The organism is Streptomyces subrutilus (assembly GCF_001746425.1).
Classification (GTDB): domain Bacteria; phylum Actinomycetota; class Actinomycetes; order Streptomycetales; family Streptomycetaceae; genus Streptomyces; species Streptomyces subrutilus_A.
Map to the genome: position 1 here is coordinate 787,370 of NZ_MEHK01000001.1, position 15,870 is coordinate 803,239.

The window sequence follows — 15,870 nt, forward strand, 5'->3', positions numbered from 1 at the left end:
GGTACTCACGTGTCGGGTTCGGCGGCGGCGATGGCCGCGAGGGCCGACCCCGGGTCCCGTTCCACCGTGAGATCGCCGAGGGTGACGACTCCGACGAGCTCCCCGTCCTCCGTCTGCACGGGCAGCCGGCGCAGCGCGTGCCGGCGCATGAGGTCCATGGCCTGGTCGACGCCGTCGTCGGGCCGTACGGTGACCGGGTCCGCGGTACAGATCGCGTGCACCGTCGTCTCGCCCGGGTCCCGGTTGTCGGCCATGCCGCGTATGACGAGGTCCCGGTCGGTCACGATGCCGCGCAGCCGGCCCTCGTCGACGACGAGGACGTCCCCGATGGAGGCGTCCCGCATCACGCGTGCGGCTTCTGCCAGCGATGTCAGTTTCTCCACGGTCACCGGCTTCTCGGTCATCACCTCGTGGACGCGTCGCGTCATGGCTCCTCCCGCTGCTGGAAGCGGTGTCTGCCGGGCGCCTACCCGTCCCGGCGACCGGTACGCCTGCCCGGGGCGCGACGCATGAAAGCCCAGGCCGGGGAGGCCTGGGCACTGTTCTCATGGGGTGGGTGCCGGGGTCCGTACGTCAGCTGATTGGCGCCGGTCCGGCACGGTCCTGCGCGGTGAAGCGTGCGGCGCCGTCGGGAGAGGGGCTGCGCCCGTCGAGGCCGTCACCAGTAATGACGTCGGCCACCGACCGCGTGCCCGACCGAGCCCAGGATCCACAGGATCGCGCCCACGACGAGCAGGACGATGCCGATGGTCCACAGGATGCCGATGCCGGTCAGCCAGCCGACGAGCAACAAGATGATTCCAAGGACGAGCATGGTGTCCCTCAATCCTGCGGAAGGCTGCGGAACGCTTTGTCCCGCAGCAGGGCCGCACAGGGCGTCTACCCGCGAACGGCGCCGTTATCAGCGGAATTCAGGAAAGTTTGGGACGCCGGGAAAGGGTTAGACGCTGCGCAGGACGGATTCCAACCGATGGGAGTGACATCGTGTCGGGCGAAGAGAAGATGCGGGCCAAGAAGGAACAGGCGACGGGCAAGGCCAAGGAAACCATGGGCCGGGCCGTCGGCAATGAGCGTCTCACCGCGAAGGGCCGCGGGGAGCAGGCCAAGGGAGACGCCCGCGGGGCCAAGGAAAAGATCAAGGACACCATCAAGGACACCGTGGACGAGTAGCGGGAGCGCTACCGCGCTTCGGCACCCGTGCGAGGAGGCCGCCTGCGGACCTGGTCCGGAGGCGGCCTCCTCGCACGGCCGGGGACGTATCAGGAGCCGGCCGCCGATGACCGGCGGCCGCCGGAAGGCTGCTCGCTCTCGGCGAACTCCCGCACGAGGACGGTGCCGAAGGCATCCAGGTCATCCGGTTTGCGGCTGGTGACCAGCGCCGCGGGAGCCGCGTGGCAGACGACGACCTCCTCGTCCACCCAGGTGCCGCCCGCGTTGCGGATGTCGGTCGCCAGGCTCGGCCACGAGGTCAGCGTCCGGCCCCGGACGACGCCCGCCTCCACGAGGGTCCAGGGCGCGTGGCAGATCGCCGCGACCGGTTTGCCGGCCTCGAAGAAGCTCCGTACGAATCCGACGGCCCGCTCGTTCATGCGCAGGGCGTCGGGGTTGGCCACTCCGCCGGGCAGGACGAGCGCGTCGAAGGCGTCCGAGGTGTCACCGGCGAGGACGTGATCGACCGGGTACGTGCCCGCCTTGTCGAGGTGCCGGAACGCCTGGACCCGTCCGGGCTCCGTCGAGACCAGCTGCGGGATCCACCCCTTCTGCTCGACCGCTTTCCACGGCGCGGTCAGTTCGATCTCCTCCACGCCCTCGGGGGCGGTCAGGAACGCGATGCGCACAACACTCACTTCCTTCCACCGGGGCCGCGCTGCGGCTCCGGTTCTTCCCCTCCACTCCAGGTGGGGAGGTTTCGGATATGTCGTGCGCTTACCCGGCCCGGGGGCACGCATTCGGCCGGGCCGCCGAAGCCGTCGGGCCCGTGCGGAGGCTCCGACGGGGGAACGCGGAGTGTCGGTGCCGACCGGGAACCGTGCCGTCCGGCACGGTGGGGCGCAGTGTTCAGCCGTCCGGCGCGTGACGGCGCCCAGCCGCCTGTGAGGGGTTCGCATGGCCGAGAACGACACGGCCCGCACCAGCCGACGTGCGCTCCTGCTGGCCGCCGGATCGGCCGGGGCTGCCCTGCTGGCCTCGGCCTGCGCCGGCCCGGCCGGCACCCGGGGCGCGGCCGGACAGCCGTCGGCCTCCGCCTCCGCGCCCCGGCCGACGGGCGGCGCCAGCAGCCCGTCCTGTGTCCTGACCACCGAAGCGGGCGCGGGCCCGTACTACCTGGACCTCGACCGGGTCCGGTCGGACATCACCGAGGACCGGGACGGAGTGCCGTTCCGGCTGGACCTGACGGTGGTCCGGGTTTCGGCGGGCTGCCGGCCGCTCCGGGCCGCCACCGTCGACGTGTGGCAGGCCGACGCCTCGGGCACGTACTCCACCGGCGGGGCCACCTTCCTGCGCGGCACGCAGGTCACCGACGCCGCCGGCCGGTGCGTGTTCCGGACCATCGTGCCCGGCTGGTACGCGGGGCTGGCGCCGCACATCCACTTCAAGGTGCGCCCGGACACCCGTACCGAGACGACCTCGCAGTTCTTCTTCCCCGAAGACCTCCTGCGGGAGGTGTACGCCCGTCGGCCCTACGCCCGCCGCGCCGCGCCCCGGCACCCCAACGGCCGGGACAGCCGCTACAACTCCTCCGGCGCCGCCATGACACTGGCCCCCGCCCCCGACGGCAGCGGCTACCGCGCCGCGTACACCGTGGGCATCGCCTGACGGCGAACCGGCCGGTGCATCCCGCGGCTGTGACCCTTCGGTGCCCCTGCGGTCGTCAGGAGGGTTCGGTCGGCGAGAAGGCCGTGGCGGTCGCCTTGTCGTCGCAGAGGGCGAACACGCCGTCGTCCATGGCGATCTGGTGTGCGCCCGCGCCGGGCACGCCGAGGACGAGCGTGGGGAAGGCGGCGGGCGTGGCGCCGGAGGCGCAGTAGCCGTCGGCCTCGCCCTGGACGTTGGCGAAGGTGAGTTTGGTCCAGGCCCGGGCGCCCGGGACCAGGGACACCGTGGCGGCCGAGCCGCTGGGGGTGACGGTGAGCGGCAGGTTCTTGTCGGGCGAGCCGTGGCCGGCTCCGGCGACCGTCGGGTATCCGCGGAGCGTGCAGGCCTGCCTCGAGGAGTTGGTGACCGAGACGATGGCGGCTCCCGTTCCCGTACCGGGCGGCCGGACATCGGCCTGGTGGGCTGCGGAGGCCTTGATCTGGTCGATCGTGCAGGCCTTCGTCCCGCCGCCCGTGCCGCCCCCGCCGGTCCCTCGCCCGCCGGAGGAAGCTCCACCGGTGGGCGTGGGCGTGGCGGCGGGCGTCGGCTTCACCGGTTGCGAAGCGGCGGGCGACGCCGACGGCTTGGAGACCGCGCCGTCGTCGCCGGCCGGTGTGCAGCCGGTCATCAGGGCGGTGGCGGCCGCCACCGCCGTCACCAGCGCTGCCGCGGACCGGCCGACGCCTGTCGTGTACTGCATGAGCGCTCCCGAGGTTCACGACCGGTCCCGCACCGGCACTCGCCGCGGGACACGGCATCGCGGCCCTCTCGGGTTCCGCGGGGCACCACGCTGTGGCGGTTCCGTGACGCCGCGATGACGACACGCGCGCGACGTACGGCCGACGCGCCCGGGGCGGGCCCGGGCGCACCGGCCGAAGGCACCGGTCGTGCGGTCAGTCGCCTCCCCCGCCGCCGCACGACGAACCCCCGCACGACGAACCGCCCCCGCAGCCGTGACCGCCGCCGCCGTCACCGCTCCTGCGCGATCCGCCGCGGCTCCTCGGCGACTGCCGGCCGGCCGCGCGCACCGCGGCGATGATTATCACGACGACGATGATCCCCAGCATCACCAGGTACTCCATCTGTCCCGCCCCCCGTTCCGTTCTCTTCCGCTGCGCTCGTTCCTGCGGGAGGGAGATGCCCCACGGGGGCATGGCGCCAATCGCAAATTGAGCAACTCCAGAGCTTCGGCCGGTCAGTCCTCCGGGATGACGTTGCCGTCCTCGTCGAGTGCCAGGTGGATGCGGGCGGGGTCCTGGGAGTTCACGTCGGACGGGCGGGGTCCCTCGGGCCCGTCGGGGCCCCAGCGCAGCAGGCGGCGGGTGCGGACGATCTGGTACACGGCGCCCTCGAACTCCAGCCGGTTGACGCGGCCGGCCCGGAGCGTGTCGGCGGCCTCGGCGTACGCGGCCAGCCGCGCGGCGCGCCGGTCGGCCGGGGCCGCGCCGTCCCGGGCCCAGGTCCGGGCGTCGGCCTGCGGGTCCGCGTCGTCGGGGATGTGACCGCGCATCCGCGGCCACATCCACGTCAGCGCGAAGTCCAGCGACCGCCGGGCGGCGTGCGCCGACTCGTGGGGGCCGCTGACCGGCCTCCAACCGCCGGCGCTCTGCTCCGCCACCGTGAACGCCGCGGGCAGCAGCAGGACGTCCGGGTGCGTGTCGAGCGCCCGCCGCGCGTCGGCGCGCACGTCCTCGGGGAAACGTTCGCCCGCGTAGCACAGGTCGCGCAGCGCCAGCCGCTCGACGGCCTGGCTGGGGGTGACCGGCGCGTCCGGGTCCAGGACCAGTCCGTCGTCGATCTCCGGCCCCTTCGCGGCACGGTCCCAGTCGGGTACGGGCGGCTCCGGATCGGTGGGGCGGGGCTGTTCGATGCCGCCCGGCCCGGAGGCGGCGTACTCCTCGGCGCGCACGACGCGGTACCGGGTCCCGGCCGCCTCCAGGTCGTCGACCCGCTCGGTCTCCAGGCGGGCGACCGCCGCCAGCAGCGCACGCCGCTCCGCCCTGTCCCGCGCGTCGTCCTTCGCGCGGAACCACAGCCGCGTGTTCAGCGCGTCACGGGCCTGTTGCGGGCAGCCGGCCGTCACCGCGACCGCCATCCGCCAGCGCGGCCCGTCGCCGGGGCCCTGCTCGGCCACCCCGAACAGCGGGCCGCGCACGACGACATCGCCCGCCCGCTTCACGGCGTCGACGGCGTCGGCCTCCATCGCGGCCTCCACCGGCTCGACCGGCACCCGTACCACCATCGGCCGCGACCCGCCCGGCCCCACTACCCCATGGTCCATGCCCTCATCCTGGCGACCACGGCCGGGCACCGTCCCGGATTCGCCGATTCCGCGCGCCCGGACGCGTCTGCGGGGATACGGTCCGGGAGGGTACGTGCCGGGACGCCGCGCGCCCGGCCACAGCACTGGCTAGGGCAGCGCGTCGGTCACTCCATCGACGATCATCATCCACATGGGCTGCCCGCCCGTACCGAACGCCGAGGCCAGGGCGTAGCCGATCGCGGCGTCCGCCGGGCGGGTCTCCACGCCCTCCTGCCATTCGGCGATGACCGTCTCGTCCCCGTCGCAGGAGAAGTCGCCCAGGTGGACGCCGTCCCGGGTCAGCCGGCTGCTGGGGACCGAGTCCGGGACCAGGCGGTAGTCCGCTCCGTCGTGCCGTACGTCCACCCGGTACGAGCGCCTGCTCAGCCTGCCCTTGCCCGGCCGCAGTCGGGCTTCCCGGCCGTCGATCCGCAGGCGCAGGGCGGCCGGGTCGCGCGTGCCGATGGCGATGTGGGGGTCCGCCTCCGCCGCCGGGTCGCGCTCCAGGACGACCCGGGGGATCGCCTCGCCCTCGACCTGGAGCCGGTCCTGGCCGTCCTGCCGGACGGTGATCCCGCCGAAGCGCGTGTCCTCGATGGGTGCTCGCTCTACGTTGTCGTTCACAGTGCCCCTCATTCCGGGACCATTGAGCCACACGTGTCCGACCAGGCGACAGGCGGGGCCCGGCGGCGTCAGGCCTGCGCCGCCGTCGCGGCGGGGATCTCGACGCGGGCGGCCCGGCTGGGTCCGCCGGGGGTGGCGACGAGGATCCCGTCGGCGTGCGGGGTGGTGTCGTAGCGGGCGACGAGGGAGTCGGGGGCGCGATGCTCGGCAGCAGGTTGCTCTGCTCGTCCGCCCGGTAGACGGCGCCGAGAGCGGAGCGGGTCCCCGGGGCAGCTTCCCGCAACCGGAGCCGATCGCCGCTCAGGCGCTCCGCCGTCCGCGCGGGCCGATCGGGCGGCGCAGTCGGCCGCCACCGCCCTGGGGCACGCGGCCACCGAGGTCTCGCTGCTGCGCGACGAGCACCGGGCCGAGGCCCGGGTCTGGCTCGCGTTCATCGCGCAGGCCGCGGTCAGCGAGGTGCTCGCCAAGACCCTGAGGGAGAACTACGCGGCCCTGCAGGAGGCGTTCTCCCGCCTCATCTCCGAGGCCGCCGCGGACGCCGGGGGGCCGGCCGCTCTCGACCCGCGCCTGGAGGCCCGTACCCTGCTGGCCCTCGCGGACGGGCTGACGGCCCACGTCCTGTTCGGGCACCTCACCCCGGAGGCGGCACGGGAGGTGCTCCACACCCACCTGACCCATCTGTGGGAGCGACGGGCCGTCGCTCCCCCGCCCACCGGTTGAACCGCCGGGCTCCGCGGCCCGGCTACTTCAGGCCGAGTTCCTCGCAAGCGGCCTTGAGCTTGTCCGTGCAGATCTCGGCGACCGTGTAGACGCCGTCGTCGACCACGGTGGCCTTGACGTTGGCCTTGGTCAGCGAGACGCCCGGGACGAGGACCGAGGGCACGCGCTTGCTGGTCGGGCTGTCCACGAACTGGTTGATGATCCCGTCGATCTTCTCGCCCTTGGCGAGGGCGACGGCCATCTCCGCGGCGGCCGCGGCCTCGGGGGCGTACCGCTTGTAGACGGTCATGAACTGCTCGCCCGCGACGATGCGCTGCACACCGGCGAGTTCGGCGTCCTGGCCGGTGACCGGGGGCAGCGGCGAGACGCCGGCGGCCTTGAGGGCGGCGATGACGCCACCGGCCATGCCGTCGTTGGCGGAGTAGACGCCGGCGATCTTGCCCTTGCCGAGCGCCGAGATCGCGGACGCCATGCTGGCGTTGGCGTTCTCCGGCTTCCAGTCGACGGTGTCGTACTCCTTGCCGATGTTCACCTTGCCGTCGAGGACGGCATGCGCGCCCGACTTGAAGAGCTTGGCGTTCGGGTCGGTGACCGAGCCGTTCATCATGACGATCTGGCCGTCCTTGGCCTTGTCGCCCAGCGCCGCCAGCAGCGCCTGGCCCTGGACCTTGCCGACGTCCTCGTTGTCGAAGGAGGTGTAGGCGTCGATCGGGCCTTCCGCCAGGCGGTCGTAGGCGACGACCGGGATGCCGGCATCCTTGGCCTTCCTGACCGAACCGGCTATCGCCTTGGCATCCACGGCGTCGATGACGAGGACGTCCACCTTTTCCGCGATCATCGCGTCGACCTGGGAATTCTGCTTGGCCGCGTCCTGCTCGGCGTTGGCGTAGACGACCCGGCCCTTGCCGCGCGTGAGGCGTCCGACTTCCTTCTCGATGAGCGGCTTGTCGAACTTCTCGTAGCGCGCGGTCTGGTTCTCCGGGAGAAGGAGACCGACCTTGACCGCGTCACCCTTGGCAGCGCCGCCCGATCTCCCGTCACCCTCCTCCGAGCCGCCGCAAGCGGTGAGCGAGACGGTGACCGCCGTGGCGGCGACGGCGACGACTGCGCGGCCCAGATGCGTGTTCACGAGATGAACCTCCCTGACGAGGCCGTACCCGTGCGGCCGAGGTAGACGAGTCAACTCGGCGCAAACACCGCAGTCAAGAAGTGAACTATTAACGAGATGGCAACGTTGCCAACCTTCTTGTTATCTCCAGGTTCCGGGTTTGTACGGATATTTCCACCTCAGTCGCTCTCCGTCCCCGATTCAACTTGTGAAGTGAATGAGGGTGCCGTCGACCGCGGGGCGGTGCGGGCCACGGCCCACCTGAGCCACCCGTCGCGGAACCACCGGCGCGGCCCGGCGGCGTCCACCGGCGTTGGCCCACTCGGGGACCGTTTCGGCGCGGCCGCCGCGATGTCCCCGGCGGCGTGTCGGCGGCGGGCCAGGCTCTGACGGACGCACCCCACGGTCCGGCGGAGGTCTGCGCATGCCCCGTGCTCCCCGCGCATCCCGCGCAACCCGGGCGTCCCGCGCTCACCGTCGCCGCCCGTCCGTGTACCTCGTCGCGGCCGTCGCGGGCTGCCTCGTCGGGCTGGTCGGCGGAAGCTTCCGGTGGTGCCTCGTACGGGCCGAGGAGCTGTACACATCGCTGCTGGTCGCCTCGGAGCGGCTGGGCGGACCCGCCCTGCTGCTTCCGGTGCTGGTCACGGCCGCGGGTGCCGCGATCGCGTGCGCGATCGCCCGGCGGATGCCCTCGGCCGCCGGGAGCGGCATCCAGGAGGTCGAGGCCGTGTGGCGCGGGGAGCGGACCCCGCCGACGCTGTGGCTGGTGCCGGCCAGGTTCGCGGGCGGGGTGATCGCCATGGGCTCCGGCCTGCTGCTCGGGCGGGAGGGCCCGACGGTGCACATGGGGGCGGTGATCGGGGCGGAGGCGGGGCGCCGTACGCGGATGAGCGCGCAGGACGTCACCCTGCTGCACACCTCGCTCGCCGGAGCGGGGCTCGCCGTCGCCTTCACCGCGCCGCTCGGGGGCATCCTGTTCGTCTTCGAGGAAGTGACCAAGACGGTCAGGCCGCGTCTGGTGCTCCTCGCGGTGATCGGCACCGCCGCGGCCGTCGCGTGCTCCGGGCTCATCGTCGGCAGCCGGGCCGTCCTCCCGGTCCCCGCCGTCGCCGGCCCCCCGATGGCCCTCCTGCCCGCTTTTCTGCTGTTCGGGGCCGCCACGGGCGTCCTCGGGGCGGGCTACAACCGTCTCGTGGTCGGGATGCTCTCCTCCTGCGACCGGGTGCGACGGGTCGGGCCGGTCGCCCGGGCCGCCCTGATCGGGGCCGTCGTGGGCCTGCTGCTCTGCGCCGATCCGCTGCTGGGCGGAGGCGGGGAGCAGCTGAACGAGCGGGTGCTGGGCGGCGGCATCCCGGCGGTCGCGGTGCTCGCGGGGTACTGCGTGGTCCGGTTCGTCGCCGGGCCGCTCAGTTACGCCGCCGGAGCTCCGGGCGGCCTGTTCGCCCCCCTGCTGGCGCTGGGAGCCGTGTGGGGGGCGCTCGTGCACGGGCTCGCGCTGCCGCTCCTGCCGGACGGGGGTTCCTCCGCCGTGCCCTTCGTGATCGCCGGCATGGCGGCGATGTTCTCCGCGGCCGTCCGGGCTCCCGTCACCGGCATCGTACTCACCGTCGAGATCACGGGTTCCACCACGCTGCTCGTTCCGCTGCTCCTCGCCTGTTTCGCCGCGACGCTGACCGCGGACCGGATGGGGAGCACGCCGGTCTACGACAGCCTGCGCCTGCGCATGTCGGGCACGGGCACGCCCTGAGACCCGGGTCGGCCGCCCGCCAGTGACGGGTCCACACCTCGGTGTCGGTGGTGCACAAGTGACTCCAGTCACTTCTAGTTACGGATGGGACATGACTTCCGGGGCATGGGGCATGCGCGGAAACTGCCAGGTCGCCGCCGGCCCCGCCGGGGGTGACGTCCAGGAGGTACCCGGAGGTACGGAGCGTCGTGTCGGAGCAGAACACCATCTACACAGCCGGGACTTGGCGGTCCGCAGCCTCTGGAGCGTCCCGGGAGGTCCTGGATCCGGCGGATGCCTCCGTCCTCGCCGTGGTCGCGGAGGGCGGTACCGCCGATGTCGACGCGGCCGTGCGCGCCGCACGGGCCGCCTTCGACAGCGGGCCGTGGCCGGGCACTCCGGTCGCCGAGCGCGCGGCGGTCCTGCGCCGCACCGCCGACCTGCTCCAGCGGGACCGCGAGCGCATCGGGCTCCTGGAGAGCCGGGACGCGGGCAAGACCCTCGAAGAGGGCCGGGTGGACGTGGACTGCGTCGTGGACGCCTTCCGCTACTTCGCCGACCTGGTCATCGGTGAGGGCGCGGGCCGGGTCGTGGACGCCGGCTCGCCCGACGTCCACAGTGTCGTCGTCCACGAACCGGTCGGGGTGTGCGCTCTGATCACTCCGTGGAACTACCCTCTGCTCCAGGCCAGTTGGAAGATCGCTCCGGCTCTGGCGGCGGGGAACACCTTCGTGGTCAAGCCCAGTGAGATCACCCCGCTCACCACGGTCGCCCTCATCGAACTGCTGGCGGAGGCGGGCCTGCCCGCCGGAGTCGCCAACCTCGTCACCGGCGCCGGCGATCCGGTCGGCGCCCGCCTCGCCTCCCATCCCGATGTCGACCTGGTGTCCTTCACCGGTGGACTCGCGAGCGGTACGAAGGTCATGCGCGCGGCCGCCGACACGGTCAAGAAGGTCGCCCTCGAACTCGGCGGGAAGAACCCCAACGTCGTCTTCGCCGACGCCTGCGCCACCGAGGAGGGCTTCGACACCGCCGTCGACCAGGCCCTCAACGCCGCCTTCATGCACAGCGGCCAGGTGTGCTCGGCCGGCTCGCGCCTGATCATCGAGGAGTCGCTGAGCGAGCGCTTCGTGGCCGAACTCGCCCGCCGCGCCGAGAAGATCCGCCTCGGCCGCGGCACCGACCCGGGCGTCGAATGCGGCCCGATGGTCTCCGCCGCCCAGCGGGAGCGCACCGAGTCCTACGTCGCCTCCGCGCTCGCCGAGGGCGCCGTACTGCGCGCCGGGGGCGAACGGCCCGAAGGGCCCGGCTACTTCTACCGCCCGACCGTCCTCGACCGCTGCCACCGCGGCATGCGCGTCGTGCGCGAGGAGGTCTTCGGGCCGGTCCTGACGGTCGAGACCTTCCGTACCGAGGACGAGGCGGTCGCGCTCGCCAACGACACCGAGTACGGGCTCGCCGGCGGGGTCTGGACGGCGGACCAGGGCCGCGCCCGCCGCGTCGCGGGCCGGCTGCGCCACGGCACCGTCTGGATCAACGACTTCCACCCGTACCTGCCGCAGGCCGAGTGGGGCGGCTTCGGGAAGTCCGGCGTCGGACGCGAACTCGGCCCGTCGGGCCTGGCCGAGTACCGCGAGACCAAGCACGTGTACCAGAACCTCGCCCCGCGCCCCGTGCGCTGGTTCGCGGGCTGAGGAGGGAGAGACATGACCGAGAACACGACCATCACGCACCGGCACGAGTCCGGACGCGAGAGCGGACACGAGCAGGAGCACGAGTACGACTACGTCGTCGTCGGCGGCGGCACGGCCGGCTCCGTGATCGCCTCCCGCCTGACCGAGGACCCCGGCGTCACCGTCGCCGTCATCGAGGGCGGACCCAGCGACGTCGACCGCCCCGACGTGCTCACCCTGCGCCGGTGGATGGGCCTGCTCGGCGGCGATCTCGACTACGACTACCCCACCACCGAGCAGCCGCGCGGCAATTCGCACATCCGGCACAGCCGGGCCCGCGTCCTGGGCGGCTGCTCCTCGCACAACACCCTGATCGCCTTCAAGCCGCTGCCGTCCGACTGGGACGAGTGGTCGCAGGCGGGCGCCGAGGGATGGCACGGGGCCGCCATGGACCCGTACTACGACCGGCTCCTCAACAACATCGTGCCGGTCGGCGAGGCCGACCGTAACGCCATCGCCCGCGACTTCGTCGACGCGGCGCAGCAGGCGCTGGGCGTGCCGCTGGTGGAGGGCTTCAACCAGAAGCCGTTCCACGAGGGCGCCGGCTTCTTCGACCTCGCCTACCACCCGGAGACCAACAAGCGGTCGTCGGCCTCGGTGGCGTACCTCCACCCGGTGATGGACGAGCGGCCCAACCTGCGGATCCTGCTGGAGACCTGGGCCTACCGCCTCGAACTGGACGGCACCCGGGCGCGCGGCGTCCACGTCCGGGCCGCGGACGGCACGCGGTCGCTGATCACCGCCCGGCGCGAGGTCGTGGTGTGCGCGGGCGCCGTGGACACCCCGCGCCTGCTGCTGCACTCCGGCATCGGCCCCCGCGCGGACCTGGAGGCCCTCGGCATACCGCCGGTCCTCGATCTGCCGGGCGTCGGCGAGAACCTCCTCGACCACCCGGAGTCCGTGATCGTCTGGGAGACCGACGGCCCGATCCCCGAGAACTCGGCGATGGACAGCGACGCGGGCCTGTTCGTCCGGCGCGACCCCGACTCCCCGGGGCCCGACCTGATGTTCCACTTCTACCAGATCCCGTTCACCGACAACCCCGAGCGGATCGGTTACGAACGCCCCGCGCACGGCGTCTCGTTGACCCCGAACATCCCCAAGCCGCGCAGCCGCGGCCGCCTCTACCTCACCAGCGCGGACCCCGAGGTGAAGCCCGCCCTCGACTTCCGCTACTTCACGGACGAGGACGACTACGACGCCCGCACCCTGGTGGACGGCATCAAGCTGGCCCGCGAGATCGCGGCGGCCGAGCCGCTGGCCGGCTGGCTGAAGCGCGAGGTGTGCCCGGGCCCGGAGATCACCGACGACGAGGCGCTGAGCGCGTACGCCCGCTCGGTGGCGCACACCGTCTACCACCCGGCGGGCACCTGCAAGATGGGCGCCGCCGATGACGAAACGGCCGTCGTGGGACCGGACTTGAAGGTACGCGGCCTGGACGGCATCCGGATCGCGGACGCGTCCGTCTTCCCGACGATGCCCGCGGTCAACCCGATGATCGGAGTACTCATGGTCGGCGAGAAGGCCGCCGAACTGCTGGGCGGGGACCTCCGGTGACCGCGGCTCGCACCGGCTCCGCCGCGTCGGCCGCCGGCCGGCCGGCCGGGTCCGACGCCGGCGCCGCGCCCGTGTTCTCCGTACGGGGCCTGTGGAAGGTCTTCGGTCCGCGGCGCAAGGCCGCCCTGGTGCCGGGCTCCGAGCACGCCGAGCTGTCCGCCGCCGAACTGCGCGAGCGGACGGGCTGTACGGCCGCCGTCCGCGACGTCGGCTTCGACGTCCGCAAGGGCGAGGCCTTCGTCGTCATGGGCCTGTCCGGTTCGGGCAAGTCCACCCTGGTGCGCTGCCTGACCCGGCTGATCGAGCCCACGGCCGGATCGCTGTCCATCGACGGCGAGGACGTCCTCGCGATGGATCCGGCCCGGCTGCGCGAACTGCGCCGCCACCGCGCCTCCATGGTCTTCCAGCACTTCGGCCTGCTGCCGCACCGCACCGTCCTGGACAACGTCGCCTACGGTCTGGAGATCCAGGGCATGGGCCGCGCCGACCGGCGTGCCAAGGCGGCCGAGATGGTCGCCAAGGTCGGCCTCGACGGCCTCGAGGACCGCCGGCCCGGGCAGCTGTCCGGCGGCCAGCAGCAGCGCGTCGGCCTCGCGCGAGCCCTGGCGGCCGACCCGGAAGTGCTGTTGTTCGACGAGCCGTTCAGCGCGCTCGACCCGCTGATCCGCCGCGAGATGCAGGGCGAGGTGGCCCGGCTCCACCACGAGGAGGGCCGCACGATGGTCTTCATCACGCACGACCTGTCAGAGGCGCTGCGCCTCGGCGACCGGATCGCGCTGATGCGCGACGGCCGCATCGTGCAGCTCGGCACTCCGGAGGAGATCGTGGGCTCCCCCGCCGACGACTACGTACGGGACTTCGTCCGCGACGTGCCGCGCGAGCAGGTGCTCACCGTGCGCAGCGCGATGCGCCCGGCGACGGACGGCGAGGCCGGCCGGGGCCCGGCGCTGACCCCCGCGACCACCGTGGTGGAGGCCATCGAGGCCGTCGCCCGCAGCGGCGGTCCGGCGCGGGTCGTCGACGGCGGCCGCTGCCTGGGCGTCGTCGACGACGCGGGGCTGCTCGCGGTGGTGGCCGGTCTGCCGGCCCCGGCCGGGCGGGGGGTGGCGGCATGACGCGCCGTACCCCCACCCGTCCGCGCGCCCGCCGGGCCGTGCCCTGCGCGGGGAGGTGGCGCGGATGAGCACGACCACGAGAACCGCACACCACCCCGAGCGCCAGGCCCGCGCCGGACAGCCGCAGCGGCAGTCCGGCGCCGCCCGGACCGCTCACACCCGCTCCGCCGCCGGTCCTTCGCCGCGCCCCCGGCTGAAGGCCCTGCTGCTCGACCACCGCGCCGGCCGCCGGGGCCTGCCCCTCGCCGTCGCCGCGGTGGTGCTGGTCGCGCTCGCGATCGCCTTCCCGGGCGCCGGGAGCTGGCCCGCGGCGCTGTCCGTCGACCTCTCCGGGCCGCTCGGCCGGGCCGGGGACTGGATCATCGACAACCGCGACGGCCACCCGGTCTTCCTGTACTTCTTCGGGCACGTCAGCAATGCCGTGGTGGTCTGCGTCCGCGCGGTGTACGTCGTCCTGCTCGCCGCGGGCTGGGTCGGCGTCACCGCGCTGGCCGGGCTCGTCGCCCTGCGCCTCGCGGGCCTGCGGCTCGCCTTCACCTGCGTGGCCGCCTTCGCCGTGTGCGGGCTGCTCGGCATGTGGGTGCCGACGATGCAGACCCTCGCCCTGATGGTCGTGGCCGTCGCCGCGTCCGTCGCCGTGGGCGGGCTGCTCGGCCTGGCCGCCGGGCTGTCGCCGCGGGCCGGCCGCGCGCTGCGCCCCGTACTCGACACCATGCAGGTGCTGCCCGCCTTCGCGTACCTGCTGCCGATGGTGCTGGTCTTCGGGATCGGCGTACCGGCCGCCGTGCTCGCCACCGTGGTGTACGCGGCGCCGCCGATGGCCCGGCTCACGGCGCTGGGCCTGCGCGAGGCCGACGCCGGGGTGCTGGAGGCCTCGGCCTCGCTGGGCGCGACCCGGCGGCAGCGGCTGCTGACCGCGCGGCTGCCGCTGGCCCGCCGGCAGATCCTGCTCGGCGTCAACCAGGCCATCATGATGGCGCTGTCGATGGCCGTCATCGCCTCCGTGATCGGTGCGGGCGGCCTCGGCGACCGGGTCTACCAGGCCCTCGCCTCGGTCGACGTGGGTGCGGCGCTCGCCGCGGGCATCCCCATCGTGCTGCTCGCGGTGGTCCTGGACCGCACCGCCGACGCGGCGGGCGCCCGGCTGGGTGCCGCCCCCCTTCCCCCGCACCGGCAGCCGCTGCTGCGGCGGGTGTTCGAGGGCTGGTACGGGCGGCTGCTCACCGTGCTGACGGCCGTCGCCGCCGCCGTCGCCGGCCGGATGGCGGGCACGTCCCTGTGGCCCGAATCCTGGACCGTGCCGATCGCGGAGCCGGTCAACCGGGCGGTCGGCTGGATGACGGACCACCTCTACTCCGGGGTGCCCGTGATCGGCGGCACCGCCGACTGGGCGGCCCGCTTCACCGGCTGGGTCCTCGACCCCCTGCGCTCCGGACTGCAGGCCACCCCCTGGTGGCTGCTCCTGCTCGTGGTCGGCGCGCTCGGCCTGCTGGCGGGCACCTGGCGCACCGCGCTGACCGCCGTGCTCGCCCTGGCGGCCATCGGTGTGCTCGGCGTATGGGAACCGTCCCTCGACACCCTTTCGCAGGTGCTGGCCGCCGTCGCCGTCACGCTCGTCCTCGGTTTCGCGATCGGCGTCGGCGCCGCCCGCAGCGGCCGCGCGCAGCGTCTGCTGCGGCCGGTGCTCGACGTGTGCCAGACCATGCCGCAGTTCGTCTACCTCATCCCGGTGGTCGCGCTGTTCGGTGTCGGCCGTGCGCCGGCCGCGGCCGCCGCCGTCGTCTACGCGCTGCCCGCCGTCGTACGGATCACCGCCGACGGCCTGCGCGAGGTGAGCCCGGCGGCCCTGGAGTCGGCCCGTTCCCTCGGCGCCACCGGGTCCCAGCAGCTGCGCCAGGTCCAGCTGCCGCTGGCCCGGCCCGCGTTGCTGCTGGCCGTGAACCAGGCGGTGGTGCTGGTGCTGGCCGTCGTCATCATCGGCGGCCTGGTCGGCGGCGGTGCGCTCGGATACCAGGTGGTACTCGGTCTGGCCCAGGGCGACCTGGCCACCGGTCTGGTGGCCGGCGCCGCGATCGTCTGCCTCGGCCTGATGCTCGACCGGATCACCCAGCCCGCGAAGGAGTCCTGAC

Annotated in this window: 14 protein-coding genes and 1 pseudogene; 8 read left to right on the top strand and 7 right to left on the bottom strand. The window is 73.6% G+C overall.

Features of this window, described 5'->3' with window-relative positions:
* Positions 1–5: 5 nt before the first annotated feature.
* Positions 6–428 carry a CBS domain-containing protein gene (locus tag BGK67_RS04560; protein WP_069918683.1) on the bottom strand — a complete coding sequence of 141 codons (423 nt, stop codon included), beginning with the start codon at positions 426–428 and terminating at the stop codon, positions 6–8.
* A 230-nt stretch (positions 429–658) separates the two neighbouring features.
* On the bottom strand, positions 659–814 hold the full coding sequence (locus tag BGK67_RS38705) for a DUF6131 family protein (protein WP_167739544.1): 156 nt from the start codon (positions 812–814) through the stop codon (positions 659–661).
* A gap of 188 nt (positions 815–1,002) precedes the next feature.
* Between BGK67_RS38705 and BGK67_RS04565 the strand changes: the two genes are divergently transcribed.
* Positions 1,003–1,170: a CsbD family protein gene (locus tag BGK67_RS04565; RefSeq protein ID WP_432215508.1), complete on the top strand. Its 168-nt coding sequence runs from the start codon at positions 1,003–1,005 to the stop codon at positions 1,168–1,170.
* A gap of 89 nt (positions 1,171–1,259) precedes the next feature.
* Here the strand turns inward: BGK67_RS04565 and BGK67_RS04570 are convergent, their stop codons facing one another.
* Positions 1,260–1,838 (bottom strand): type 1 glutamine amidotransferase domain-containing protein, encoded by a 579-nt coding sequence (locus BGK67_RS04570; protein ID WP_069918685.1) that lies wholly within the window; start codon positions 1,836–1,838, stop codon positions 1,260–1,262.
* A gap of 268 nt (positions 1,839–2,106) precedes the next feature.
* On the opposite strand from BGK67_RS04570, the gene BGK67_RS04575 reads away from it, so the two are divergent.
* Positions 2,107–2,817 carry a dioxygenase family protein gene (locus BGK67_RS04575; protein ID WP_069918686.1) on the top strand — a complete coding sequence of 237 codons (711 nt, stop codon included), beginning with the start codon at positions 2,107–2,109 and terminating at the stop codon, positions 2,815–2,817.
* Between the two features lie 55 nt (positions 2,818–2,872).
* Here the strand turns inward: BGK67_RS04575 and BGK67_RS04580 are convergent, their stop codons facing one another.
* The 3 genes from BGK67_RS04580 to BGK67_RS04595 form a co-directional block, all read right to left on the bottom strand.
* Positions 2,873–3,556 (bottom strand): DUF4232 domain-containing protein, encoded by a 684-nt coding sequence (locus BGK67_RS04580; RefSeq protein WP_069918687.1) that lies wholly within the window; start codon positions 3,554–3,556, stop codon positions 2,873–2,875.
* 495 nt (positions 3,557–4,051) lie between these two features.
* Entirely contained in the window at positions 4,052–5,137 is a 1,086-nt protein-coding gene (locus BGK67_RS04590; protein ID WP_069918689.1) for a DUF5954 family protein, read from the bottom strand.
* A gap of 129 nt (positions 5,138–5,266) precedes the next feature.
* Entirely contained in the window at positions 5,267–5,782 is a 516-nt protein-coding gene (locus BGK67_RS04595) for a hypothetical protein (RefSeq protein ID WP_141754003.1), read from the bottom strand.
* 330 nt (positions 5,783–6,112) lie between these two features.
* Here BGK67_RS04595 and BGK67_RS04600 point away from each other — a divergent pair.
* Positions 6,113–6,502, top strand: a pseudogene (locus tag BGK67_RS04600) (TetR family transcriptional regulator C-terminal domain-containing protein); the annotation flags it as partial.
* 22 nt (positions 6,503–6,524) lie between these two features.
* On the opposite strand, the gene BGK67_RS04605 reads toward BGK67_RS04600, so the two are convergent.
* Positions 6,525–7,631, bottom strand: coding sequence for a substrate-binding domain-containing protein (locus BGK67_RS04605; protein WP_069918691.1), 1,107 nt, complete (start codon positions 7,629–7,631; stop codon positions 6,525–6,527).
* 469 nt (positions 7,632–8,100) lie between these two features.
* On the opposite strand from BGK67_RS04605, the gene BGK67_RS04610 reads away from it, so the two are divergent.
* The 5 genes from BGK67_RS04610 to BGK67_RS04630 all read left to right on the top strand — a co-directional run bounded on the left by BGK67_RS04610 (position 8,101) and on the right by BGK67_RS04630 (position 15,869).
* Complete coding sequence (locus tag BGK67_RS04610) at positions 8,101–9,357, top strand: ClC family H(+)/Cl(-) exchange transporter (protein WP_069918692.1); 1,257 nt, start codon at positions 8,101–8,103, stop codon at positions 9,355–9,357.
* 188 nt (positions 9,358–9,545) lie between these two features.
* Positions 9,546–11,030, top strand: a complete 1,485-nt coding sequence (locus tag BGK67_RS04615; RefSeq protein WP_069918693.1) for an aldehyde dehydrogenase family protein — start codon at positions 9,546–9,548, stop codon at positions 11,028–11,030.
* Between the two features lie 12 nt (positions 11,031–11,042).
* Positions 11,043–12,626, top strand: coding sequence for a GMC family oxidoreductase (locus BGK67_RS04620; RefSeq protein WP_069918694.1), 1,584 nt, complete (start codon positions 11,043–11,045; stop codon positions 12,624–12,626).
* Between the two features lie 71 nt (positions 12,627–12,697).
* Positions 12,698–13,741 (top strand): quaternary amine ABC transporter ATP-binding protein, encoded by a 1,044-nt coding sequence (locus BGK67_RS04625; protein ID WP_069923627.1) that lies wholly within the window; start codon positions 12,698–12,700, stop codon positions 13,739–13,741.
* Between the two features lie 64 nt (positions 13,742–13,805).
* On the top strand, positions 13,806–15,869 hold the full coding sequence (locus BGK67_RS04630; protein WP_079154015.1) for an ABC transporter permease subunit: 2,064 nt from the start codon (positions 13,806–13,808) through the stop codon (positions 15,867–15,869).
* Position 15,870: the final 1 nt, after the last annotated feature.

What these genes read in the sequence shown, in the direction of transcription:
- BGK67_RS04560 (WP_069918683.1), bottom strand. Translation starts at nt 428, where the DNA reads ATGACGCGACGCGTCCACGAGGTGATGACCGAGAAGCCGGTGACCGTG.
- BGK67_RS38705 (WP_167739544.1), bottom strand. Translation starts at nt 814, where the DNA reads ATGCTCGTCCTTGGAATCATCTTGTTGCTCGTCGGCTGGCTGACCGGC.
- BGK67_RS04565 (WP_432215508.1), top strand. Translation starts at nt 1,003, where the DNA reads ATGCGGGCCAAGAAGGAACAGGCGACGGGCAAGGCCAAGGAAACCATG.
- BGK67_RS04575 (WP_069918686.1), top strand. Translation starts at nt 2,107, where the DNA reads ATGGCCGAGAACGACACGGCCCGCACCAGCCGACGTGCGCTCCTGCTG.
- BGK67_RS04580 (WP_069918687.1), bottom strand. Translation starts at nt 3,556, where the DNA reads ATGCAGTACACGACAGGCGTCGGCCGGTCCGCGGCAGCGCTGGTGACG.
- BGK67_RS04590 (WP_069918689.1), bottom strand. Translation starts at nt 5,137, where the DNA reads ATGGACCATGGGGTAGTGGGGCCGGGCGGGTCGCGGCCGATGGTGGTA.
- BGK67_RS04620 (WP_069918694.1), top strand. Translation starts at nt 11,043, where the DNA reads ATGACCGAGAACACGACCATCACGCACCGGCACGAGTCCGGACGCGAG.
- BGK67_RS04630 (WP_079154015.1), top strand. Translation starts at nt 13,806, where the DNA reads ATGAGCACGACCACGAGAACCGCACACCACCCCGAGCGCCAGGCCCGC.